Origin of the sequence: Mycetocola miduiensis (assembly GCF_900115155.1) — a bacterium.
In the GTDB taxonomy this organism is placed as follows: Bacteria; Actinomycetota; Actinomycetes; order Actinomycetales; family Microbacteriaceae; genus Mycetocola_A; species Mycetocola_A miduiensis.
Window position 1 is genome coordinate 80,402 of record NZ_FOVM01000002.1, and the last position, 23,568, is coordinate 103,969.

At 63.8% G+C, this 23,568-nt stretch carries 23 protein-coding genes, 1 tRNA gene, 1 other RNA gene and 1 pseudogene; 14 read left to right on the forward strand and 12 right to left on the reverse strand.

The features are described 5' to 3' along the window. Positions 1-111 precede the first annotated feature (111 nt). Complete coding sequence (gene smpB, locus BM197_RS04105; protein WP_090709092.1) at positions 112-588, forward strand: SsrA-binding protein SmpB; 477 nt, start codon at positions 112-114, stop codon at positions 586-588. A gap of 3 nt (positions 589-591) precedes the next feature. On the opposite strand, the gene BM197_RS04110 is transcribed toward smpB, so the two are convergent. Next, the gene (locus BM197_RS04110; protein WP_090709093.1) at positions 592-1,299 is read right to left on the reverse strand and encodes an SIMPL domain-containing protein; all 708 of its coding nucleotides are present in this window, start codon (positions 1,297-1,299) and stop codon (positions 592-594) included. Between the two features lie 175 nt (positions 1,300-1,474). On the opposite strand from BM197_RS04110, the gene ssrA reads away from it, so the two are divergent. After that, positions 1,475-1,850: a transfer-messenger RNA gene (gene ssrA, locus BM197_RS04115) on the forward strand. Positions 1,851-1,942: 92 nt separating this feature from the next. Further along, entirely contained in the window at positions 1,943-2,230 is a 288-nt protein-coding gene (locus BM197_RS04120; RefSeq protein ID WP_090709094.1) for a hypothetical protein, read from the forward strand. Positions 2,231-2,253: 23 nt separating this feature from the next. Here the strand turns inward: BM197_RS04120 and BM197_RS04125 are convergent, their stop codons facing one another. After that, on the reverse strand, positions 2,254-3,444 hold the full coding sequence (locus BM197_RS04125; RefSeq protein WP_090709096.1) for an MFS transporter: 1,191 nt from the start codon (positions 3,442-3,444) through the stop codon (positions 2,254-2,256). Between the two features lie 126 nt (positions 3,445-3,570). Here BM197_RS04125 and BM197_RS04130 point away from each other — a divergent pair, with 126 nt between their 5' ends. Continuing rightward, entirely contained in the window at positions 3,571-4,029 is a 459-nt protein-coding gene (locus tag BM197_RS04130; RefSeq protein WP_090709099.1) for a MarR family winged helix-turn-helix transcriptional regulator, read from the forward strand. A 15-nt stretch (positions 4,030-4,044) separates the two neighbouring features. Here BM197_RS04130 and BM197_RS04135 read toward each other — a convergent pair whose 3' ends face one another. Next, on the reverse strand, positions 4,045-4,824 hold the full coding sequence (locus tag BM197_RS04135) for a lysophospholipid acyltransferase family protein (RefSeq protein ID WP_090709101.1): 780 nt from the start codon (positions 4,822-4,824) through the stop codon (positions 4,045-4,047). Positions 4,825-4,854: 30 nt separating this feature from the next. Next, positions 4,855-5,676: an inositol monophosphatase family protein gene (locus BM197_RS04140; RefSeq protein WP_090709103.1), complete on the reverse strand. Its 822-nt coding sequence runs from the start codon at positions 5,674-5,676 to the stop codon at positions 4,855-4,857. Positions 5,677-5,800: 124 nt separating this feature from the next. Between BM197_RS04140 and BM197_RS04145 the strand changes: the two genes are divergently transcribed. Beyond that, positions 5,801-5,876: transfer RNA gene (locus BM197_RS04145), tRNA-Lys, on the forward strand. A gap of 470 nt (positions 5,877-6,346) precedes the next feature. Here BM197_RS04145 and BM197_RS04150 read toward each other — a convergent pair. Both BM197_RS04150 and BM197_RS04155 read right to left on the reverse strand, forming a co-directional pair. After that, positions 6,347-6,619 carry a hypothetical protein gene (locus BM197_RS04150; RefSeq protein ID WP_090709105.1) on the reverse strand — a complete coding sequence of 91 codons (273 nt, stop codon included), beginning with the start codon at positions 6,617-6,619 and terminating at the stop codon, positions 6,347-6,349. 367 nt (positions 6,620-6,986) lie between these two features. After that, complete coding sequence (locus BM197_RS04155) at positions 6,987-7,841, reverse strand: DeoR/GlpR family DNA-binding transcription regulator (RefSeq protein ID WP_090709107.1); 855 nt, start codon at positions 7,839-7,841, stop codon at positions 6,987-6,989. A gap of 567 nt (positions 7,842-8,408) precedes the next feature. Between BM197_RS04155 and BM197_RS04160 the strand changes: the two genes are divergently transcribed. The 7 genes and pseudogenes from BM197_RS04160 to BM197_RS04185 all read left to right on the forward strand — a co-directional run bounded on the left by BM197_RS04160 (position 8,409) and on the right by BM197_RS04185 (position 15,453). After that, positions 8,409-9,395 carry a substrate-binding domain-containing protein gene (locus tag BM197_RS04160; protein WP_218151814.1) on the forward strand — a complete coding sequence of 329 codons (987 nt, stop codon included), beginning with the start codon at positions 8,409-8,411 and terminating at the stop codon, positions 9,393-9,395. Positions 9,396-9,471: 76 nt separating this feature from the next. After that, on the forward strand, positions 9,472-10,977 hold the full coding sequence (locus BM197_RS04165) for a sugar ABC transporter ATP-binding protein (RefSeq protein ID WP_177216716.1): 1,506 nt from the start codon (positions 9,472-9,474) through the stop codon (positions 10,975-10,977). A gap of 133 nt (positions 10,978-11,110) precedes the next feature. Further along, positions 11,111-12,019, forward strand: coding sequence for an ABC transporter permease (locus BM197_RS04170; RefSeq protein WP_218151815.1), 909 nt, complete (start codon positions 11,111-11,113; stop codon positions 12,017-12,019). 428 nt (positions 12,020-12,447) lie between these two features. Next, positions 12,448-13,331: pseudogene (locus tag BM197_RS16775) on the forward strand (dihydroxyacetone kinase subunit DhaK); the annotation flags it as partial. Between the two features lie 279 nt (positions 13,332-13,610). Further along, positions 13,611-14,138, forward strand: a complete 528-nt coding sequence (locus BM197_RS16780) for a DAK2 domain-containing protein (protein ID WP_342714554.1) — start codon at positions 13,611-13,613, stop codon at positions 14,136-14,138. Between the two features lie 26 nt (positions 14,139-14,164). Continuing rightward, the gene (locus tag BM197_RS04180; protein WP_090709112.1) at positions 14,165-14,644 is read left to right on the forward strand and encodes a ribose-5-phosphate isomerase; all 480 of its coding nucleotides are present in this window, start codon (positions 14,165-14,167) and stop codon (positions 14,642-14,644) included. Between the two features lie 2 nt (positions 14,645-14,646). After that, entirely contained in the window at positions 14,647-15,453 is an 807-nt protein-coding gene (locus tag BM197_RS04185) for a triose-phosphate isomerase family protein (protein ID WP_342714555.1), read from the forward strand. Between the two features lie 554 nt (positions 15,454-16,007). On the opposite strand, the gene BM197_RS04190 is transcribed toward BM197_RS04185, so the two are convergent. After that, complete coding sequence (locus tag BM197_RS04190) at positions 16,008-16,979, reverse strand: DUF4386 domain-containing protein (protein WP_090709114.1); 972 nt, start codon at positions 16,977-16,979, stop codon at positions 16,008-16,010. Between the two features lie 144 nt (positions 16,980-17,123). On the opposite strand from BM197_RS04190, the gene BM197_RS04195 reads away from it, so the two are divergent. Both BM197_RS04195 and BM197_RS04200 read left to right on the forward strand, forming a co-directional pair. Then, positions 17,124-18,671, forward strand: coding sequence for a PASTA domain-containing protein (locus BM197_RS04195; RefSeq protein ID WP_090709116.1), 1,548 nt, complete (start codon positions 17,124-17,126; stop codon positions 18,669-18,671). Continuing rightward, positions 18,668-19,261: a hypothetical protein gene (locus BM197_RS04200; protein ID WP_090709118.1), complete on the forward strand. Its 594-nt coding sequence runs from the start codon at positions 18,668-18,670 to the stop codon at positions 19,259-19,261. Before BM197_RS04195 ends, BM197_RS04200 begins: the two co-directional genes overlap by 4 nt. A 33-nt stretch (positions 19,262-19,294) precedes the next feature. Here BM197_RS04200 and BM197_RS16215 read toward each other — a convergent pair whose 3' ends face one another. From BM197_RS16215 to BM197_RS04220, 5 genes are all read right to left on the reverse strand, one after another. After that, positions 19,295-19,468: a hypothetical protein gene (locus tag BM197_RS16215; RefSeq protein WP_177216717.1), complete on the reverse strand. Its 174-nt coding sequence runs from the start codon at positions 19,466-19,468 to the stop codon at positions 19,295-19,297. 430 nt (positions 19,469-19,898) lie between these two features. Beyond that, complete coding sequence (locus BM197_RS04210) at positions 19,899-20,117, reverse strand: hypothetical protein (protein ID WP_090709122.1); 219 nt, start codon at positions 20,115-20,117, stop codon at positions 19,899-19,901. A gap of 300 nt (positions 20,118-20,417) precedes the next feature. Beyond that, positions 20,418-21,695: a Na+/H+ antiporter NhaA gene (nhaA, locus tag BM197_RS04215; protein ID WP_090709124.1), complete on the reverse strand. Its 1,278-nt coding sequence runs from the start codon at positions 21,693-21,695 to the stop codon at positions 20,418-20,420. A 68-nt stretch (positions 21,696-21,763) separates the two neighbouring features. Then, positions 21,764-21,931, reverse strand: a complete 168-nt coding sequence (locus BM197_RS16220; protein WP_177216718.1) for a hypothetical protein — start codon at positions 21,929-21,931, stop codon at positions 21,764-21,766. 65 nt (positions 21,932-21,996) lie between these two features. Next, positions 21,997-22,518, reverse strand: coding sequence for a Pr6Pr family membrane protein (locus BM197_RS04220; protein ID WP_143094987.1), 522 nt, complete (start codon positions 22,516-22,518; stop codon positions 21,997-21,999). Between the last annotated feature and the right edge of the window lie 1,050 nt (positions 22,519-23,568).

Here is a 23,568-nt window from a genome sequence, read left to right on the forward strand (position 1 = left end):
CCCCCGGGCGCGCGGCATCCCGCCTGTTGTTAGACTGATGGGCTGCCGCGCCGCCGGTGCGGCGATCCATCCTGCGGCGCTGTGCCGCGAACCGACTGTCGGAGTGAAACCGTGCCCAGGGAACGTGGCGAAAATGTCGTGGCGACCAACCGCAAAGCGCGCCACGACTACCTGATTGAAGACACCTTCGAGGCCGGTCTCGTGCTGAGCGGCTCTGAGGTGAAGTCTCTGCGCGCGGGTCGTGCTTCCCTCGTCGACGGGTACGCGTTCATCGAGGGCGGCGAGGCCTGGCTCGATGCCGTGCACATTCCCGAATACACCGGCGCGACCTGGAACAACCACCCGCCACGGCGCAAGCGCAAGCTCCTGCTGCACAAGGCTCAGATCCTCAAGATCAGCCACAAGGTGGCGCCAGGCGGTTACACGATCATCCCGTTGAAGCTGTACTTCAGCGACGGCAAGGCGAAGGTTGAGATCGCCATCGCCAAGGGTAAGAAGGAGTACGACAAGCGCCAGACGCTCCGTGAGCGTGAGGCGACCCGTGAGGCGGCGCGGGCCGTCGCTGCTCGCAACCACCTCGGCGAATAAGGTTCAGCGGAGGGTCGGCCTCCTACGAGTCCGTCTGTACCCGCGCCGGGCGCGCCGTGAACCGCACGTCGATGGCGACGTCGATGCGGACGGGAGCGGGCGCCAGATCGACGGGGGCACTCGCGGCCATGGCGAACATCCTGGCGTCTTCCCGGCCGGGGAACGGGTACGCGACCGTCGGCTCCGACAGCTCGACGGGTGTGCACCCGCTGAGACCGAGCATGCTGCGTAAACGGATGCTTTATCGACGGCGTGTGCGACGGCATCCCGCTGCGCGCGCGCCTCGAGTTCACGCCTGGTGAGGTCGGTGACGGCCCAGGTGATCCCGCCCACATTGACGCCATCCTGGCTGGCGGCGTCCTCCAGCCACACGCTCAACCGGCGCACGTCGCTGAAGGTCGCTGTCAGCTGGGCGCGGGAGTGGTAAACGAGGGGGAGTTGCGCTCCCTCACTGTTCCACGGCCGTTCGGCCCAGACCTGGACATCGTCGGCAGCCCAGTCGACGACGGGACCAGCCGCAGGGTCGTGCAGGACAGCGATCGACTCGATGCACACGGCGAGGGTGGCGGCCGACCGGTCGCGAACATTCCGCCGGTCGTCGCCATCGAAACTGACCGCGAGCGACACGGTGGCGCGCTCCGCCGGGCTTTGGGCATGACCCTCACCGTGAACGGAGATTTGCACGTCGTCCTGCCCGGAGAAGTCGACCATGAAGCGACTTTATCGGGGTTAGCGCCGCAAGATCAGGGGAGGAACGCGACCGCTTTGGCAGACATCGGCCGGACCGGCTATACTGGAGAGCTGGGCCGTGAGGTCCGGATGCCGGTTCGCCGGTTTGATAACTTCACAGCGTGTGACAGCCACTCACTCTTTTCAGGGTGTGCATGGGGATGATCGGTTTCGACACTGCCTGCGCAACTGTGAGAAGCGGGTCGAGGATCCAGGGTTCTCTCGTAAACGATCTCTGGAAAACAATAAGTGCCAATTCAAAGCGCACTGACTTCGCCCTCGCTGCCTAAGCGAGCGCACTAAAGAAGTCCGTCAGACCGGGAATGCTCTCTACCCGGATCCTGGCGCCATTTAGAGAGATTGCTTCTACGTTTCGTCTCAGGGCGTAGAGGGACTTCAACTGAGGCTGGGCTTGTCGGATTAGGTGCCAGTGGCAAATTCCGGAGCCGAGTAGAACGCTTTCACTGGATACACCCGTAGAAGGCACATGACCACAGCAGTGGACCGGGGTTCAATTCCCCGCATCTCCACCATCAGTTGCTGTCACACGACGTGAACCGAAAGGCCGCCTCTGAGGCGGCCTTTCTGCGTTCAGGCCGCCTCCCATCCGTGGTTAGCTGGGTCCATGGCCGATCCCAAACGACTCGAACTGACGCTCCGAAAACCCTGGTTCGGCGCCGTGCTGAAGCCGACAGTCGTGTTCAACGGCCGCGGCCAACCCGCCCAGTGGGGCACAGGCACCTGGCGAGTGTCAGCGGACGCTCCAACTGAGGTGTCGATCTTCCTGTACAACCGTCTGTGGCGATTCGGCAACGCCGCGATCACGGTCTCCGGTGGGTCACCCGCACCACTCGTGTACTCGGCGCCGGTGCTGCCGATCGGCCCGGGACGGCTGGCACCCGCCCCGCACTAAACAGGCGGGAGGTGCCGTCGGCATCAGTGTTGCAGGACCGGCTCTGCGGTTGCGGCCGGCACGGGGGACGCCGTGCGGCGTGCCGCCACCGCAGCGACGACCATCACGAGGAGCGCGACCACGGTGAGCGCCATCCCGGCCCAGATCGACGAGGCATACCCGAGACCGGCGGAGATCGTCAACCCGCCCAGCCAGGCACCCAGAGCGTTGCCGAGGTTGAATGCCCCGATGTTGGCGCTCGACGCGAGGGTCGGGGCGCTGCTGGCGTACTGCATGACACGCATCTGGAGGCCGGGGACCGTCGCGAAGCCGAACCCGCCCATGAACAGCAGCGACAGGATGGTGACGAGCTGGTTCTGCGCCGTCAGCGCGAAGACCGCGAGCACGACGACGAGGCCGGCGAGGATGACGATGAGGGTCCGGTCGAGGGAGCGGTCTGCTGCCTTGCCGCCGATCACATTGCCAAGGAACAACCCGACCCCGAACAGCACGAGCAGCCACGGCACGGCGCCGGCGGGGAACCCGCTCACGTCGGTGAGGGTGAAGGCGATGTAGGTGAACGCGCCGAACATCCCACCGAATCCGAAGACGGTGACGAAAATCGATAGCCAGACCTGGCCGGATCGGAATGCACCCAGCTCGTTCCTCAGGCCCGTCGACCCCTCGGAGCGAACGTTCGGGACAAGCGTCACCAGGCCGACGAGGGCGACGATCCCGATGATGCTGATGGCCCAGAATGTGGATCGCCAGCCGAAGGTCTGCCCGAGGAACGTGCCGAATGGGACGCCGAGCACGTTGGCGGCCGTCAGTCCGGTGAACATGATCGCGATGGCGCCGGCCTGCTTGTGCTTCTCGACCATGCCGGCGGCGACGACCGATCCGATTCCGAAGAATGCGCCGTGACATAGGGCGGCGACGATGCGCCCGACCAGCATGCTCGGGTAATCGGAGGCGAGCGCCGAAAGCAGGTTGCCAGCGATGAACAGGAGCATCAGGCCGACGAGAACGTGCTTGCGCGGTAATCGGGTCACGACAGCGGTGAGGAGAACGGCGCCGACGACCACGCTGAGGGCGTAGCCGGTGATGAGCCACCCGGCCGCCGCTTCGGTGACCTCGAAGTCACCGGCGATGTCGGGCAGGAGGCCCATGATGACGAACTCGGTGAGTCCGATTCCGAATCCGCCGAGGGCGAGGGCGATGAGTCCGATGGGCATATACGGGAGCTCCCAGTCTGTACTTACGCTCGAATGGCGCGTACGCTGTCATTTGCAGGCGCGGGATAAATCATTGCACGCGCAACTAACCAGCGCAAGCAACTGGAATGAGTCGGTGGAGGGTACATGAGTATCGAAGACGATGCCGTCGAAGTGAGGACACAGGGATGGCGCACGCTCGCCGCACTGCACGGGCTGGTCGAGACTGAACTCGAACGAGCGTTGCAGGCCGCGGTGTTGCTCTCGGCCGTGGAGTACACCGTGCTCGACGCGCTGAGTCGCCAGCAGGGCTGGCACATGCGAATGCAGCAACTCGCTCGCGCGACCGCGCTCAGCCCGAGTGCGACGACCCGGCTCGTGAACCGGCTCGAAGACCGCAACCTGCTGACGCGGATCCTCTGTGCGGACGACCGGCGCGGTATCTACACCGAGCTCACGGCCCAAGGCGCGGACCTGCTCGCGCAGGCGCAACCCATCTACAACGAGGCGCTGGAACGTGCGCTCAGTGACGCATCCGCTCTCCCGGAACTGGCGCCGCTCGTCGACGCACTGCCGGGCCTCCTTCCGACGCCCCAGCCGGCCTGATCCGTCGCGCGACGCTCACCGGGACCGGGCTGCGGCCTCGGCTGCTTTTCGACGCTGACGTTCGGCTTCCAGCACCGCTGCTTCTTCCGGGGTCGGCGCCGTACCGCCGAGATGTGCCGGCTGCCACCACGTGCCCGTGCCGTTGTCCGGGTAGTTCGCCTGAGCTTCGTCGAGGAGCTTCTGCATCGACGCTCGGAGCGCCGTGGTCTGTTCCTCGACGTCGAGGGCGGCATCCGGAGCGAACGGAGCGCCGATCGCGAAGCTGATGGGAACGTTGCGGGCTTCGGCCAGCGTGGGCTTGCGGCCTTTGGTCAGGAGCCGGTGTCCGCCCCAGACCGCGATCGGGACAATCGGGACCCCGGCCTCGGCAGCCATCCGCACCGTGCCCGTCTTCAGCTCGCGAACGGTGAACGACCGGTTCACCCCCGCCTCCGGAAACACGCCAAGGAGTTCGCCGGCTTTCAACGCTGTGATTGCCTGACCGTATGCCGTAGCCCCGGACGTCATATCCACCGAGATGTGGCGCATACCGCGCAGCAGCCAGCCGACGACCGGCTTGTCGAACGCGCCCTTCTTGGCAAGAAAGCGGATGCGACGCCCGTTATGGTGCCACACCATCCACTCGGTCAGCGCGAAATCCATGTAGCCGAAATGTGTGATGGCCAGAATGGCGCCGCCGGTTTCGGGCAGGTGCTCGGCGCCGGTGACGGTCGGTTTGAGGCGGAGCGCGCCGAAAACCAGCCGGCCGACCGCGATCGCAGTTGTGTAGACGGGCTCAGGGGTTCGCTTGCTCATAGCAAAATGCTAGGCCCCGCTGCGTACGGATCAGAGGCCCTTGCCCTCGGCCGTCCCCTCGTGCCTGAGGGCCTCGAGTACCTGCTCGTGGAGGATGCCGTTGGTCGCCAGAGAACTGCGGCCGGCGATCGTGTCCGTTCCGTCGATCGCGGTGAATCTTCCACCGGCCTCGCGAACCAGGACCACGAACGGGGCGATGTCATATTCCTTGACGTCGAACTCGGCGACCATGTCGAGAAGTCCCTCGGCGAGAAGCCCGTACGACCACATGTCGCCGTACGCGCGGTCCCGCCAGACCGTCCGCGACAGGCTGATGAGCTGGTCGAGGTAGCCGGCCTCATCCCATTGCGCGATGCTCTGGAAGCTGAACGACGCGTCCTCCAGCTTCCGCACACCTGACACACGAAGCTGCCTGGGCTCCGTTTCGTCTTCGGCGAGCCAGGCGCCGGCGCCGTCCGCCGCCCACCACCGTCTGCCGAACGCCGGAGCGCTGGCCACTCCGACGACGGGGACACCATCCACGGCGAGGCTGATGAGCGTCGCCCAGTTGGGGACGCCCCGCAGGAAATTAGCGGTGCCGTCGATGGGGTCGAGAATCCACTGGCGTTCGACCGACCCTGCGGTCCCATATTCCTCACCAAGAATGCCGTCGTCGGGCCGTTCGGCGGTGAGGATGTCGCGCAGCGCCCGTTCGACGGCGAGGTCGGCGTCTGTGACGTGCGTCGCATCCGGTTTGGTCGACACTTCAAGTGTCCCCGAGCGGAAGCGATCGAGAGAGATCGCGTCGGCGGCATCCGCCAGACGGAGGGCCAGGGCGAGGTCGTCGGCGAGGGACGGGGGAGTGCTGGTCATGCTCCCACGATAGCGTCGAGGAGGTGGCAGGATGCCTCGCGGCTGACAGGCTCGATTGGCGAAAGGCGCGGATCGCATGCTAATCTTTTCCACGGCCCGCCGCGCTGTTTACGGGCCAAAATACGCACCTCTAGCTCAATCGGCAGAGCAACTGACTCTTAATCAGTGGGTTCCGGGTTCAAGTCCCGGGGGGTGCACCAACTCTCCTGTATTTCCGCGCAGGTAGCCCGACGGTCCAGGATCTCTCCGATTACCTCGGCATCCCGGTCGCAACGCTCTACGACCACCGCGGCCCGAAGGCCGTGAAACTCGGCCGTGCCCTCCGCCCAGAGAGCGCGATCCGGGACTGGATTCAGGAGCGGCTCGATGACTAGGCCCGTCCAGCCGATCGGGACCTTCGGAACGATCGCGGTCAAAAAGGGTCCGTGAGCGCATCTTCTACGCGAGCACCCGGTTCCGCGCCTACAACGGTGGCTACATTTCGGTTCGGCGCGACCGGCGCGACCGGCGGAGCAGCTCAGCGCGAGCTGAAGAGAAAGCTCGCCGAGTACACAGAGGCGCAGAAGGCAGACGTATCGACAGGTATTTCAGACAACTGGCCGTGGATCACCCGTCCCGAGCGCGACGCGGAAAAGATCGTCCTCTCTCAGGTCATGGCATTGGCCGTGCGTCACGACGCGATTCGAGCAAACCCCGTCCAGATGACCGAGCCCCCCAAGAAGCACAGGTCAAAGTTCTGAATGTCGACGAGCTCACCCACATCTGGCGGATCATCGCCGAATGGCGCACTAAAGGCACGGTGATGGGGCCGAAGCCAGACGGCCAGCTGGCTCTCATTTTCGACGTCATCCTCGGCACCGGCGCACGGATCGGCGAAGCCCTTGCCATAGACGGCTGCCGGGGCGGTCGACAAAAAGCTCGGAACGCGGGTCGCGGCTGACATGCTCGGACACTCCTCAACAGCGGTCACCGAACAGTATTACGTTCGACCCGTCGAACATGTTGACCCCTCGACGGCAGATCCTCTGCAAACTTTCGGACCAGCGCAGCCCTAGCCGCTGCTGCCTCCCGCGAGGCAGATGTCATCGCCGGGCGAGGCAGCCCCGGATATGCGGCCTACCGCTCATCGTCCAGAGCGACACCAGTGATCCCGGATCCTCGGCATCCGGTGCTGGAAGCGTCGACTTAATGCCTCTCGTACTTGAGGTACGAGTCGTACGAGACGACTGCGCGGTTGGTCGTCGTGCCGCGCCGCGGAGGAGTGCGGCACGACAAACTGACTGTCGGTAGCTGCGACCGCATCGGGCGCGCTATGGTGTCTCGGGGGCGTTGAGCCGATGGGGCACAGGAACCACGATCACATTGACCCCGGTTTCCCGGATCGCGTCCAGGAGTGACGGATCGCCGCGTTCGTCGACCACGACGTCAGTGAAGTCGGCCACCGACCCCACCCGGTGGAGTGCGCCGCGGCCGAGCTTCGTGTGGTCGACCATCAGCACGCGTCGACGTGACGCGCGCATCATCGCCTGTTTCGCTTTCACGACGGGTTCGTCCTGATGGAACACATCTGTGCCAAGGACCGCGGACGATGATGCAAACAGGATGTCGGCGTAAAGGTCGGCCAAGGATTTCTCGCACAGCAGCCCGAGGAAGCACTGGTAACGCGGACGGAACTGGCCGCCGAGGGTGATGAGATTTAGCCCAGGCTCACGTGTGACCTCCTCGATAACGGGTAAGGAGTTGCTGACGACAGTGATTCCTTCGAGGTTTCGGAGGTGTTGAATCACGTGGGTGGTCGTGGAAGAGTCGTCCACCACGACGACGTCGCCGTCGTTCGCGAGAGCCGCCGCCGCGGCCGCGATGAATTGCTTCTCCCTTAGAAGAGCGTTGGCTCGATAGTCGAAGTCGCTTTCAAACGTGGAGGTGCGCTCGACGGACGCGCCACCGCGAACTTTCCGTAGGACTCGCGATCTCTCCAGGTCGTCGAGATCGCGGTGAATGGTCATTCGGCTCACGTCGAGTGTCTCGGCCAGTATGTCGACGGCGACGAAGCCCTGGTTCCGGACCATCTCGGTTATGTGGTGCAGCCGCGCAACCTTCGAGCGACTCCCGATTTGGCTCGCTGTGTGCGGGTCCTCTGATCCTGGCTTCGGCATCATTGTCATTTCTGTTTCTTCCGGAGAAATATCACGATTTGTCTCATCTTAGATTGCATAATTCTTTGCCGCTGCGCGAATCTAACATTGAGACCTGCAATGTAACAATGAAACTCTACTAATCACTATTTGTGTGTTATGTTCAGTGCCAAACGAAACACAGTTCGGACCCCGATCCCTGTCGGGGGTCCGATTCGCGCTAGGGAGGTTCAATGAAGAATGGCTCGTTACTTCACTCGATGGTCGAGCCCACACGCGCCAAAAGCATCACGGGATTGGTTTCGGCCGGGGGACTCGTCACGTCGATGACGTCACACGACGCACCGGTCCCGGCAGTGACTGGCCAGTCCGGCTCGGTACTGACTACCTAGTCAGACACAAATCAACTTCGTACAAGCCTGTCCGTCACAGCGTGCAAGGGATGTCCTTGTAGCCACGGGCATGGTGGTTCGCCCATCACCTGGGTCGAATCCTTTTTACTCACCAGATAGACGCTGGCTGCCGACTAACCGTCGGCTCCCTGGCTGGCGTCGCTGCAATCCGCAAAATATTCGCTGTTCCATAAGGAGAAACTTCGTGAATCGTGTCAAGGTCGGAATTATCGCCGCTGTCTCTATGGCGCTGGTGCTCACAGGCTGCACCGCCGGGGGAGGCGACAGTAGCGAGGGGCAAGCAGCGGGCGTGGCGAAGGAGGATCTCCGTTTCGTCATCGTCCCCAAGGTCATTCATCCCTGGTTCGACGAGGTGAACAAGGGCGCCGCGGCGCAGGCCGAGCTCCTCTCTGAGCAGCTGGGTGTTGACGTCACAGTTGACTACCGTGCCCCCCAGAACGCAGACGTGGCCGAGCAGAACTCGGTGCTTGAGCAGGCAGCAGCAACGCAGCCGGACGGCATCGCTCTGGACCCGCTCGACTACGCCGGTAACCGCGCTGTGATTGAGGAGATTCAGGCACAGGGAATCCCCGTGATTCTCTTCGACGCTCCGTCGCCCGAGGGTTCGGGCCTGACTACCGTTGGGAACGATTTCGCCGAGCAGGCGCGACTCGCGTCCGTAGCACTCGCCGAGCTGATCGATGAGAAGGGAAGCGTCGCCGTCATGGCCGGCGTGCCCACGGCTCCCAACCACGTGGAGCGGTTCGACACGCACCTCGCCACCCTTGCCCAGTACCCCGAAATCGAGGTCGTAGATGGCGGCATCTCTAATGACAGCATTGAAGAAGCCCAGACCCAGGCTGCCGCCGTAATCGCTGCCAACCCAGAACTCAAGGGATACCTCTGTGTCGACGCCGCGTGCCCGATCGGTGTCGCCACCGCCATCGAAGAGGCAGGGAAGGTCGGAGAGATTCAGGTCGTCGGTATGGACAACCTGATCGAGGTCCTCAATTTCGTAAAGAGCGGCACTATGCACGCCACATCGTCCACTATGCCGCAGATGCAGGGTGCGATGTCGGTCCAGATGCTCTGGCTCACTTCGCTGGGCGTTGAGGTCCCGGCGCTGGTCGACACGGGCGTTGCATTCATTGACGCGGAGAACGTGGACGAGTGGATCGAGATGGTCAAGTAGGTCGGCTGACACATATTCAAGGGTCACTCCGGGAAAGATGAGATGAGGTAGAGGGTTGCTTTTAAGAGCAGAAGGTTTGACGAAAGTCTTTCCTGGAGTTATTGCACTCAACGACATCACGATCGACGTCGCTGAGGGCGAGGTCCATTGCATAGTCGGTGAGAACGGTGCTGGGAAGAGCACACTCATCAAATGTTTGACAGGTGTGTACAAGCCCGAAAAGGGACGCATCGAGGTCTCTGGAGAAGCTACGACGGAGGGCGGCGTCCAGTTCGCCGCCGTCGCGTATGTCCCCCAGGAAATTGACCTCTTCATGCAGATGTCGGTCATGGAGAACCTCTTCATGCCCTTCGAGCGCACCGGAGTCACGACGCCGATCAGCTACCGGGCGCTCGAGGAGCGTGCGCGTCCGATCATCGAGGAATATGGGATCAAGGCGACGCCCCGGACCCTGGTCTCGGAGCTGTCTGTCGCGGACCAGCAACTCGTCCAGATCGCACGGGCCGTACAGCATGAGGACGCCAAGATCCTCATCCTCGACGAGCCGACCTCAAGCCTCACTGATGACGACGCGACGAGAGTCTTCCAGGTCGTCCGTCGCGCTAAGGCAAGGGGCATGGGCGTCATCTACATCTCGCACAAGCTCGACGAGTTGGCCGTCATTGGAGACCGGGTGACGGTCTTCCGCAACGGTCGTTCGGTCGCCTCGGACTACATCGAGAACGTCGATATTGACTGGCTGATACGCGAAATGACCGGCCGAAAACTTGCCTGGGAACAGTCGTTCGTGCCGAATTCTGGGGATGGCGACGTTGTTCTTGACGTTCGCAGCGCATCCGGACCTGGTTTTCAAGACGTCTCGTTCCAGTTGCGGGCTGGTGAAATCCTGGGGTTCTCCGGGTTGGTCGGTGCCGGCCGGACCGAGCTCATGTTGTCCATCTATGGGACCACCCCGCTTTACGCGGGTGAGATCACCGTTCATGGAGCCGATGGGGAGCGGGCCGGCGGGCGGTCATCCCGACGCAAACGGTCTCCCGAGATGTCGCTCAAGGAAGGTCTGGCCTACCTGCCCGAAGACCGAAAGCGGCTGGGGATCTTTGGAGGGCTTTCCGTTGCGGCCAACACCTCGATGATGTCGCTTTCCGGGTTCGTTCGGGGGGGCACAATTCGGCAAGGCACGGAGAAACAAGCTGTCCTCGAAGAGGTCAAGCGCTACGACGTCAGATTCCCAACCATCGACACCGCGATTCGTCTTCTCAGCGGCGGGAATCAGCAAAAAGTGATCATCGCGCGAACGATGATGGTCACTCCCCGGATCGTCATCTTCGACGAGCCCACCAAGGGAATCGACGTTGGAGCTAAGTACGAAATCTACGATCTCATGCGCCGCCTGGCAGAGGAGCAAGGGCTGGGAGTCATCCTCGTTTCGTCTGAGCTCGACGAGATCGTCTACTGCTCGAATCGAGCAATCGTAATGAATCAGGGACGCGTGGTGAGTGAGTTTGACCAGCCCCTCAACAAGGAGGCACTCGTGAGCGCAATGTTTGGACACCGGGACCCGATTGGAAACGTCAATGAATAACGAAAACCAAGTTGCCGCCAAAGGTGCAGGAGCGCCGCCGTGGGTAAGGGCCGCAACCAAATCCCCTCTACTACCCATCTTCGGGATCCTCGTCGCGTTGATCGTGATTGCATCGGTTGGGTCACCACACTTCTTGACGGAGTACAACATTCAGGCCCTCGTGCGCGATCTGGCCTTCGCCGTGCTCATCGCTACGGCGATGTCGATGCTCCTCCTGTTGGGTGAACTGGACCTCTCCGTCGGCGCCAACGCGTCGCTTTCCGGTGTCCTGGCAGGAACCTTGATGGTGCAGCACGGCGTCCCCGCATTCCTCGCTTTCGTGATCGGAGCGTTGCTGGGCGGTGTGTTCGGAGCGATCAATGGAATCCTTGTGGCAGGCCTGCGGCTGAACTCGCTGGTCGTAACCATCGGCATGACAGGTGTCTACTCTGGAATCGCCCTTGTGCTCACCAAGGGCAAGGCGATCACCGGTATCCCCGAGGAAATCCTGTTCCTCGGCAAAGGCACCTTCTTCGGGATCCCTATTCCCTTCATTGTTGCCGCTGTGGTCCTCCTCCTTGCGCTCGCTGTGCTGAGATGGACGCCCATTGGGCGCTACGTCTATGCGATCGGAAACAGCGCCGAAGCCTCCCGCCTGATCGGCATCAGAGTCGATCGGATCCGCGTTCTGCTCTTCGCGAGCGTCGGCACGGTCGCCGGCCTCGCTGGAATGTTGTACGTCGCCCGGCTCGGGTCCTCACAAACCTCAATAGGTGGTGAGTGGGCGATCAACGGCATCGCTGCGGCCGTGATCGGCGGCATCGCCCTGACCGGCGGAACCGGGTCTCCGCTCGGAGGCGCGATCGGAGCAGCAATCATCTCGGTCATCTCGAACCTGATCGTGTTGTTCGGCGTCAACGTGTACTGGCAATCGGCAGTCAGCGGAATCGTCGTCGTCCTTGCTATTTCGCTGGGTTCCTTCTCCGCCATGCGCCGAGCTCGCCGCGAAAGGATGATCAAAACCAGAGATGCCGCTGCAGAACCATTGAAGGTAGGCGTCTGATTGAACTCGGACCTAACCTTTCCCTCGCCGTCAAAAGGTGAATGACACCGGATTCACTCGGCGAGCTGACCGGTTCCCTTCACGAGAATTACGGCGTATCCCGATATCAGTAACACTCGCCCGCTCGCCATGCCTTGGCTAGCCGAGGGCGATATACGACGGATCTGAGCCGTCGGCGGCTCAGAAAATGGCAACTCCATTTGTCACGGCGCAGGAAAAACGCAACGAAACACAGAGCTGTTTAGGCTCTAGAAAGTAGGCATCATGGACAACACATTTTGGGGTGGATCCCCCTTGGCGGCAGTGTTTCTGATGGGCTCCCTCTCCCGGTCTGGACCGTCGATGGTGCTCGCCGACCGTCTTTGCGATGACTCATGGAGCACGCGATGACCCGCCTGTTCAATGAGCCCGGCGACTTTGCCGACGAGATGGTCGACGGCTTCGTCGCAGCGAACTCGCGCTGGGTGCGACGAGTGCACGGCGGAGTGGTTCGGTCGACTAGGGCAACGGCGGGTGCCGTCGCTATCGTGACCGGTGGTGGTTCTGGTCACTACCCGGCCTTCGGCGGTCTGGTAGGGCAGGGGCTCACGCACGGCGCGGCGCTCGGGAACTTGTTCGCCTCACCTTCCTGGCAACAGGTCCGCTCTGTAGCGAAGTCCGCGAATGCGGGTGGGGGCGTCCTGCTTTGTTACGGCAACTACGCCGGGGACGTGTTGAATTTCGACAAGGCCCAGGAACGCCTTCGTTCGGAGGGCATCGAGACCCGCACCGTCGCCGTGACAGACGACATCTCCAGCGCCTCTGCGACAGATCGTCACCGGCGCCGCGGTATCGCAGGCGACCTGGTGGTCCTGAAGACCGCGGGCGCTGCATCCGATGCAGGGTACGACCTCGACGAAGTCGTGAGGGTCGCGACAAAGGCGAACGACCGCACCCGTTCCATCGGCGTTGCCTTCAGCGGATGTTCCCTCCCAGGGGCATCTGAACCGCTCTTTACCGTCCCTGAGGGCCGAATGGCAATAGGTATGGGCATCCATGGGGAGCCCGGAATCGGCGAGGCGGCGGTGCCGTCCGCCAACCAATTGGCTGTGCTGCTCGTCGAAGCCCTGCTCGCAGAGCTGCCAGACGACGTAGAGCAGGCTTCGGGCCAGCGCGTTGCGCTCATCCTGAATGGACTCGGCTCGGTCAAGTACGAGGAACTGTTCGTCGTCTACGCGAAGATCGACGCACTCTGTGCGCAGCCGAGATCGAGATCGTGGAGCCTGAGGTCGGCGAGCTCGTGACCAGTTTCGACATGGCGGGAGTCTCGCTGACGTTTACCTGGCTGGATGACGAGCTTGAGGGCTTCTGGCGCGCACCCGTCGACGCTCCTGGCTACAAGAAGGGAACCATACCCGAGTCTCCTAGCGGCGAGCTCGCCGACGTCGAGAACGCTATTGTTCGCACCATTCCCGACTCGTCGCCCGAAGGAAGGAATGCTGCCGCACTCGTACTCCTCGCGCTGGAAGCCACCCTTCGAACTATCGACGAAAACGCGGACGAGCTCGGACGGATCGACGCCGTGGCCGGAGACGGCGACCACGGCATCGGAATGAGACGCGGTGCAACCGCCGCGGTCGCGGCAGCGCGTGCGCTCGTCGCCGCCGGCGCCGGTGTCGCCACCGTCCTGGATGCTGCGGGTGACGCGTGGTCTGACCGAGCAGGCGGGACATCGGGAGCGCTGTGGGGCGCGATCCTCGAGAGCCTTGGCAAGGAGACCACCGACCTGAACACTCCGAGCTCGATAAACATCGCAGCGGGCGTCCGTCGGGCTACCGCCGCGATCCTCGAGTTTGGCGCGGTCGTTGGAGACAAGACGATGGTCGACGTGCTCGTACCATTCAACGATGCTTTCAGTCAGGGTGTAGCCGATGGTGCCTCCCTCTTCGAAACGTGGCGGGCCGCATGCGCAGTTGCCGATGATGCGGCCGCGGCGACCGCCGACCTGTTACCTCGTATGGGCCGAGCGAGGCCACACGCCGAGAAAAGCCTCGGCACCCCGGACGCGGGCGCGACATCACTCGCCCTGATCATCCGCGAGATCGGTGGCGCTCTCTTGGACCCGTCGCCCCAAAACTAACTGTCCCCATCCCTAAGGAGCATCACATGGACAAGCAACTTCGTATTGTCGTTGGATCTGACGACGCTGGCTTCGATTACAAGGAGGTACTGAAGGCCGACCTGGAGAAGAGCGGGCTTGTCGCTTCCGTGTACGACGTCGGTGTCGACGCCAACGCCCACACTTCCTATCCAAGCATCGCCATCGAGGCGGCCGAGATGATCGCCCGAGGGGATGCCGACCGCGCCCTGCTCATCTGCGGCACAGGCCTGGGCGTCGCAATCTCCGCCAATAAGGTGGCCGGCATCCGCGCAGTCACTGCACACGACTCGTTCTCGGTCGAGCGAGCCGTGCTATCGAACAACGCTCAGGTCCTGACCTTCGGGCAACGCGTCGTCGGCATCGAACTCGCCCGACGTCTCGCACGCGAGTGGTTGACCTATCACTTCGACCCCACCTCGGCGTCCGCCGAAAAGGTCGACGTCATCACCGAATACGAGCGCCGGATCTCCTCGGACGCACCTTGATAGTGCGCACCAGTTCGCCCTACTTCACGATCGGCATCAGTCTGAAAATGTACTTCGGGCACGCGCAGGCGATACGTTGGGCCAACGCGATCGGTGAAATCGTCGCCGACCACCCCGCCGTAGCGCGGGGTGTCGCCGAGGTCTTCGTCGTACCCAGCTTCCCGTCTCTCGCGCCCGTGCGCGACGCCCTCGCCGGATCGGGCGTCCGTCTAGGGGCCCAGGACCTATCGTGGGCGGACAGCGGCGCGTTCACCGGAGAGGTGAGCGGTGCGGAACTCGCCGAAATCGGCTGCGCGCTGGTTGAGATCGGGCACGCTGAACGGCGACTCCTGTTCCACGAAGACGAGAACATCATCGCGGCTAAGACAGCTGCCGCGCTGCGCAACGGGCTAACCCCGCTGCTGTGCGTGGGCGAACAGGAACAGGAGTCGGTTCCTGTTGCGGCCCGCAAAGTGATATCCCAACTTGACTCGGCACTGACTGCCACTGCCTCAGCCGGGCTATCGGGACCACTGCTCGTGGCATATGAGCCGCAATGGGCGATTGGCGCACCCGAACCCGCATCCGCCGAACACATCTCGGCCGTTGTCGCCAGCCTCGAAAAACATCTCGCCGGCCTCTCCGCCCATGTCAAAAGTCGAGTCATCTATGGAGGCAGCGCCGGACCCGGGCTACTCACGACGCTCGGGGGGGCCGTGCGCGGGTTGTTCCTCGGACGCTTCGCCCACGACCCTGCCGCCGTCCGACTTATCCTGGATGAAGCCAATGCGCTTGCTGGTGGCTCATTGATCGCTCCGCGAGCGGGATAGCAATGATGTGATTGCAGAATCAGCCAGAACCTGTGTAGCAGCGGACTGATACGCTGCGCACCCATGCCGCCGCCCGAAAGATCTGACGTCAGCGTTGTAGACACGATCTTTGATGAGACGACCTTCCGAGACGCTCCGGAGCCCCTCACCAATGCTCCTGCGCTGTCGACGAAGATATCCACTTCGGTGCCTTTGGACGGGAGTGCGGGGTCGCGCCTGGGTTCAGCGCGGCGAGGATATGCCGGTTGGCGCCATCGGAACGGCGGCAACCGGCGTCCGGTCGGGACCCGGGAACGGAGCCGATCCCGGGGCATCCGCGTTTCGAACGCGACGGCTGCTCCGAGCGTCGCATCCCGCACCTTCGCCCAGGTGCCGTCTTCCTGGATCTTCAGGAGCCACGATGGCCGCTCAGACCCCTAATCTGTCATTTATCTGTCACGGCCGGCCGCCTGTCGCGGCAGACCATCGACGCCTACGCTGACAACCTCCGCGCCGTCCTCCTTCCGGATCTCGGCAAGATGCGTGCGAGGCAATCTCGGAGACGCGGCCTACCGCTAATGCTTCTTGTGCGCGGCATCCCCCCGGTGCCCGGCGTCCGGCTTGTGCGCCTGGTCTGCCTTGTGCGCCTCTTGCACCGCATCGGACGCGGCGCTCATGTCGTGGTCGTGCTCCTTCGCGTGCTTCTCAGCGCGCTTCTCCTTGAGCGTCTTGGCGGCCGGCTTCTTGACGTGATGCTCGTGCGGCGACTTGTCAGGCATGATCTCTCTCCTGTTAATACACTGTACCCGCCATTTCGACGGTTCGAACGGTTCGCTCCAGCGATCTCGCTGCGTCCATGACGTTCCCGTTGAGGGTTCCCAATGGCATAGCGCTGGCCAGCCCGGGTGCATACGAGGACCTGCGCCAAATGCGTCCGTTAGCCGTCCGGCTTGCGGTTTACTCATCCCCGAACCTTCGAGCGCATGCGGAGGCATTGCCAGCGAGTATCGTCTCAATGACGCAGGGTCCGAATCCGGACGTGCACGTGAGAGGCCAGTAACGGCGCGCGGCACCAGGCGCGATCGATACAGCAAGGTCCCCAACAGCGCAGCATTCACGGGCGGCATGAGGCTCTGTCCGACCAAGAACGCTGCGTTGTAGAACGCGACGAGCCCCTCGCCTGCGGTGGTCAACGAGGCCGCCTCCGCCCCGGAAACCCCCGATTGACGCAACGCCACGAGCGAGGGGATGCTCGCGACCCCGACGAAGATCATGGCGGCTTCAATCGCGCGACTGGCGACAAAGCCCAGGGCCATGCTTTCGTTCTGTCGCCTGACCACCGGGAACAGCGTGACGGCTGTACCGACGCCGGTGAGCGCGACGAGCACCTCGACGAAGCCGCCCCAGAGCGCGCCGCTGTCAGCGCTGGAGCTGATGATGAAGTCCGCACCCTTCACTGGGCCGTACAGGGCGAGAGCGGGAATGGAGACAAACGTGATCAGGTAAAAGATGCCTGCCACGAGCGCGGTCTTCCTTGTTGAACTCATTGGAATGCCTTCCAGTTGCGGCGCGAACCACCGGTTGCCACACGCAAACCCGGAGTACCGTCCCCAGCAGCGACCGCCCGTTGACTTCGCCTCAGATCGAGAGGACCGTGGCAACTGGAGGATGCGGCGGGAAGGAGCCGCGACATGGCACGCTGGATTTCATCGTCCGTACAAATGCTGGCCATCCTGGCGATGTTTGCGCTCGGGTTCACGGCGCTCGGTTTGGACATGCCGGCGGCTGCGGTGCAGGCGCCCGCGCGGGCGTTGGACATTCGCCCGATGGAGGGCGAGCCGGGGACGGAGGTCACTGCCGTTGCGACCGGTTTCGAAGACTGTCCGCTCGGTGGGTCCGATGACGTAGGAAACCCCAACGTGACGTTCCTCTGGGAGGAGGAAGGCAGCCTTCGCGACGTGGGGACCGCGCCCTTCTCATCGGGGAGGGCGGAGGTGCCCTTCACCGTGCCGTCGGCGGCGTCAGCCGGGACGCATAGGGTCGTCGCCCGCTGCTCTTCCGACGCGGGCATGGCAGCGGCGAACACCTTCCTCGTGACATCTCCGGCCGCGCCGGCGTTGGACGTCGACCCGACAGAGGGTGAGCCGGGGACGGAGGTCACTGCCGTTGCGACCGGTTTTCAGGACTGTCTGTTCGTTGGGTCCGATGACGTAGGGAACCCCAACGTGACGTTCCTCTGGGAGGAGGAAGGCAGCCTTCGCGACGTTGGGACCGCGCCCTTCTCATCGGGGAGGGCGGAGGTGTTCTTCACCGTGCCGTCGGCGGCGTCAGCCGGGACGCATCGGGTCGTCGCCCGCTGCTCTTCCGACGCGGGCATGGAAGCGGCGAACACCTTCCTCGTGACATCCCCGCTGGTTACTGTTCCCGAACTGATCGGCCTCTCGTCCGAGCAGGCGGCGGCTCTCCTGGAGGATTCCGCGCTCGTGCTAGGGAGAGTGTCGGGGTCTGGTGAAGACGTTGTCGACCAAAATCCCCTTCCCGGTACGGTGGTGCGCGTTGAATCGTCGGTCGACATCACCTTCGGTGTGATCGCACCGGAGTTGGTCGCTGTTCCCAACGTGGTCGGGCTCACCCGCATTGCGGCGCAGGACGCCATCGCAGGCGCGGGCCTTTCTGTTGGTGTCGTCTCTGGCAGCGGGGAGCTGGTGGGCGAGCAGTCGCTCGTCCCAGGCGCCGACGTGCCGCGGGGAACGAGCGTGGACCTCGCGCTGCAGGTCCTTCCGCCGCAAATGGTCGTGGTGCCCGACCTCATCGGCATGTCGCTGGAAGATGCGCTCACCGAGCTGGGTCGCCTCGGATTGCAGCCGGTTGTGTCGGGCGCGTCGGAGGGGGACACCATCGAAGCGCAGAACCCCGCGCCCGGGACGCTGGTTACCGCCGGGTCGGGTGTCACGATTGTGGCGTCCGCCCGAACATCGGTGGGGGGCGTGGTCCTGGGCATGTGCGTCCTTGTGCTCGTGCTCGTGCTCGTCGCCGCGAGGACCATCTTGCGACGACGGCGCCACATTGCGGAGCGAGTATGGGCGGCCGAGCACGTACGTGCGGACTTGGTGAGCCCGGTGGCATCCACCAGCAGCATCGCCGAAGCACCAACCGGGAACGAGCCACCTCGACACGTGGCACGGATTGAACCTCACCCGGACGAACCGCACTACCACGTTGAGGAGGTAAGACGATGACGATACTGTCGCAACCGATCCACAAGCACCTCAAGGTGCGCGACCTTTTCATGGACCGACGTGGCAACGGCCTCACGGCGGACGCGCTCGGCGCGGCAGCGTCCAAGGCCCGCGGACCGGGAACGACCGCTGGCGGTTTGGAACCCCTCTCCCACACGGCAAGGGTAGCTGCCCACCATGAGGTGGGGGTCGCCGCAGCGGGGCTGCTCGACCTCGACCTGACGGAGGCTCTCGTCACCGGCTGGGTCAAGTACCGGGCACTTGGGGACGCCGGCCGACGTACAGTCGGGTCGATGGCCCGTGAGGTCGTCGACCTCGTCACGCACCGTATCACCACCAGCTACACCCCGACCGTCGACCTCTTCATCGACGAGGTCCGCGTGGCGAGCTTCGAGTTCCGGCTCGAGCTCACTATCGATGTCGTCGGTTGCGCGGCAGTCGTCGCGGCCGGCCAGCTGGTCGCGGTCAAAGGAGGCGACCTCATCGTCAAGGGCACACTGACCGTGGAAGGCCAGACGATCGTAACGCGAAGCAAGCGGTTCGACGCGGAGCTGGTCGCCGACCTTCGACGCCCCGTGCCCCTCACCTGAGGAGAAGTACCCAGCAGTTCAGATTCGGGATGCTTATGTCCTCCGCTGGGCACCTCTCTCGACGGCGTAGTCGAACTCAAGTCCGGAGTAGTCTTCCACCGCGACTTTGACGGGAGAGATGGTTGCCACTGATGCCTGCGCTGTCATCGCGTCGACGAAAGCCTCAGCCGTTGGATCGAGCTGGACGAGCGCGCCTTCCAGGCGCATGCGTCCGTCGGGACATAGATACCGTCTCAGAAGAGGACAGTCGCATTCCAGGTATCCGGGTGATGCGGGTCGTCTTTGCCCAGGCCCGTGCCATCGAAGGTCTCCCCGCCGTCTGGGACGGTGAGCTCAAAGGGCACCGGGGAGCGGGTCGCGAGGTAGGTGCCGGCGTCGAGGACGCCGCTCCGGGACCGGCGAGGGTGGGATCATGTTGGGGTCGATGTCGATATCGGCGATGCATCGCTTATTTCCAGCTTCGTCGTGCTCCATATCTGCTACGGCCCGTACGAGCCGTACGAGCCGTACGAGCCGTACGAGCCGTACGAGCCGTACGAGCCGTACGAGCCGTACGAGCCGTAGCCCTCGGTTTTGGGATACCAGAGTTGTAGACAGTGGCATCGAGGGCGGCCGGCCGACGCGCGTTGAGCCCGTGCTAGGGGTTCGGCGCCAGACGACGAGCGGCGAAAGCCGCCTCAATGGACTGCAGCGCCTCGACCGCGGCGCCGGTGCCGTCTTCGGTGGCGATCTGCTCGCCGATTGCCGTCGCCGCGGCGGCGTACTCCTTCCGCGAGATCAGCTCGCGAATTCGTCCCCAGCCATTCGTGCGGTGCGTCGTCGAGGACGAACATGTCGTTCGTTGATCGAGCGGCAAGGGAGCCCCAACCGGTTGCACCCACGGCCCGCACACCGGCCTGCTGAAGGGCGTGCAGCACAACTTGACCCCGGGCTTCGGCTTTCGCCCCGAATCCCATGCTGCCGAAGCCGACGTAGACGACGGGTCGACGGCCTTGGAGAAATTCGACGAGACCGTTCGGTTGTTCCCAGGTCAGGGCAGTCCGCCGAAACCAGTAGCCGGTCACGTGTGCGCTGGCGGGGTAGTCGCCCGGTACAGGAACTACGTGTCGGCAGTAGGAGCAACCCTCACGAACGTCAGACCCGCCACCGCGAAGCCTCAGTGAGGTGACTGCCTCCGATAATGCCTATCGCGGATGCCAAGAACGACGGCTCCGATGACCGCCGCGACGAGAGAACCGGCGAGGACGCCGACTTTGACGTGGTTGTCGGATTCGCTGCCGGGGGTGAAGGAGAGGTCTCCGACGAGCAGTGACACGGTGAAGCCGATCCCGGCCACGAAGGACATGCCGATCATGTCGATCCAGCGAAGCGACGGATCGATTCTGAGGCCGCGGATTCGGGTGACGAGGAAGGTGGTGCCCGTAATGCCGACCGCCTTTCCGAGAACGAGTCCGGCGATGATTCCGATCGTGATCGTGTCGGTGAGCGAGTCGGTGAGCCCTGCAATTCCTCCGACGGTGACACCGGCGGAGAAGAAGGCGAAGATCGGTACCGCGAAGCCGGTGGAGACGACACCCCACCGGTCTGCGAAGTGGGCGGCGAGGCCGTCGTAGAGCGACTTGCCGTCGTGGTCGGTACCGGCTTTCACGCGTGCGCGTGTGGTGGCGATGACCGGAACCATGAAGCCGAGGAGAACGCCGGCGACGGTGGAGTGAACGCCCGACGCGTGGACGAGTGCCCAGGTGGTCACCGCGAGGGGAATCAGGATCCACCAGGCTCGCACCCCTCGCTGCACCGCGAATGCGAAGAGCCCCAGCGGAATGAGGGCGAGGGCGAGGGGGATGAAGGCGATCTCGTCGGTGTAGAAGATGGCGATGATCGAGATCGCGAGGAGGTCGTCGACGACGGCGAGGGTGAGCAGGAACGTGCGAAGTGCCGGCGGCAGGTGCCGGCCGACGACGGCGATCACGGCCACAGCGAACGCGATATCCGTTGCGGCTGGGATGGCCCAGCCCTGCAGGGCGCCGCCCCCCGACTGCGCGTTGACAATGACGTAGAACAGGGCAGGCACGGCGACCCCGCCTACCGCTGCCGCGATCGGGACCATGGCGGTTCGCGGGTTGCGGAGTTTGCCGGCGACGAATTCTTCCTTCAGTTCGAGGCCGACGACGAAGAAGAAGATCGCCAGAAGTCCGTCGGCCGCCCACGCGCCGACGCTGAGGTTCAAGTGGAGCGCTTCCGGGCCGAACGTGAAGTCGCGGATGGAATTGTAGAAGCTGGCAGCGCCGGTGTTCGCGAGCACGAGCGCCAGCACGGTGGCGCCCAGCAGCAGCGCGCCGCCGACGACGTCGCTGCTGAGGGTCTGGTGGACGCCGCGCCAAATCGAGTGAGGCGCCTGGTCAGCGGGAAGCGGAACGGGGGTGGATGTCGTCATGGCAGGCCTTCGTTGGTGCGGACGCGGGAGGGGGCATCCGCTGGCTCGGCGACGAGGGACGGATGACGTCAGGCGCGTGGCGGCGGGCAGCCGGCGATCTCGCCGTGTGCGTTAGTGCCCCACGAACTCATCCACCCGTTGGTTCCGCTGGCGCGCTTGGTCAGCAGCAGCCGGTTCGGGAATGCCGCTTGGGACCGGGCGCGAGCGCGCGACGGTGACAAGGACGGAAAAGGCATGTGTTCAGCCTACTGATTGGCGTTGTGAGACGGCCGAGTCGCGTGTTCGGCTCCGGAATCCGGACCTAGGGGGAGCCGCGCCGCATCCGCGTGGTCGCGATGAGCGCGGTGGCTAGCGTGAGAATCACGACGGCGAGGCCGAAGGCGTAGACGCTGATCATCCCGTACCCGCCTGCAGCGCTCGGGTCGAGAAAGAAGTACGGGTACCAGTTCGCCGCGTTGCCCCGCACCAGTGTGTACCCGGCCCAGAGAATGGGAAAGCCCAGCGAGAGCCAGGCGGCGCTCCAAGGCAGGCGTCGGTGCGTCGCGAAGACGAAGTCGCCCACCGCGTATATGGGCAGCACGAAATGGAGAAGCCGTGATGCGAGCGGTGCCTGCAACAGGAACGGCGACAGCTCCTGGTCGAGGATCAATAGCGCGAACACACCACCCGAGACGACAACGTAGGTCGTCGCGAGAAGGCGAAGCACCGTGAGCCACTGGGGTTCTGGTTGTCCCCGAATCCCGACCACCACGGCGAGAGCCAGGGCGATGACCATGACGACGTGGCTCTGGATGGTGAAATAGCTCAGCACGTTAATGGCCACGCAGGATCCGTAGATATAGAAGCAGCTCGTCCGGGACAACAGGGCCAACACGGTCACGACCAGGATCGCTATCCGCATCGCCGTGACAACGAATCGCACGATGCACCTCCGCTGGGTACCGGATCAGGACGGGTGCTGCATAGCGTAGCTGCCGCCACGGGTGGGGCGACGGTGTCAGCGACTCGACGACACGGGGGCTTCGCCGGTCGGTCCCTAGTAGAGGAATCGCAGGGCAAGGGCACAGCGAGTGGACTGTCCGCGATCTCGCCGTATTCGAGAACCTGTCCGGTCGTGATTTCCTCCCGCGTGTCGAAGAGTTCGACGACTCGTTCCGCGATGATGCGGCGTCCACTGTGCCGGTGATGTCGAGCGCATTGATGCTGGGGTTCATCCCGTATCCGTGTGGTTGCTCCGTGATGAGCCCGACCAATTACCGACCCAAGCATCCGGTCCATCCTCGCCCGGGTGGGGTTAATGATCCCTCCGGCTGGAGTTGCTAGCGGTCGAGCTGGAGTCGGCGCCACGGCGATCTAGGCCGCGACCACGATGCCGCAGATTGTGGATCGTCCCGTCTGTGAATTCCCGGCCGTAGGTCCACGAGAGCACGACTCCGAACCCCTCCAGACCGGCGACCGTCGTGACCTGCGCGTTCGATGTGAGATGCCGGTCCATCCGCCGGGATCGAGGAGCGGACCGAGCTGCGCCTTGAGTAAGGGTCGGTTGTGTGGACGGCCAGCAGCAGCGAGCCGCAGAGCGCGGCGATCACCTCGAGGTCGACTCCCCGGATGCCGACGTCCGTACAGAAAGTGCGTACGAGACCTCGGGCGCGAACGCGCGCCTCAGTCATGGTCGATCCCCGCAGTCCAGCGAACAAAGGTGATATGGGCGGGCATGGATTTCCGTTCAACCCTGTGCAGGGTCAGCCGATGTCCAGAGTGACCGATTGACCACCCGCCGACCAGACTTCCCGGCGCACCAGTGATGATGGTACTGGCCTGTGATCCCACGCATGCCCCCTGCGGGCAAGGCCACGCCGTCCCGGGCGTGCCG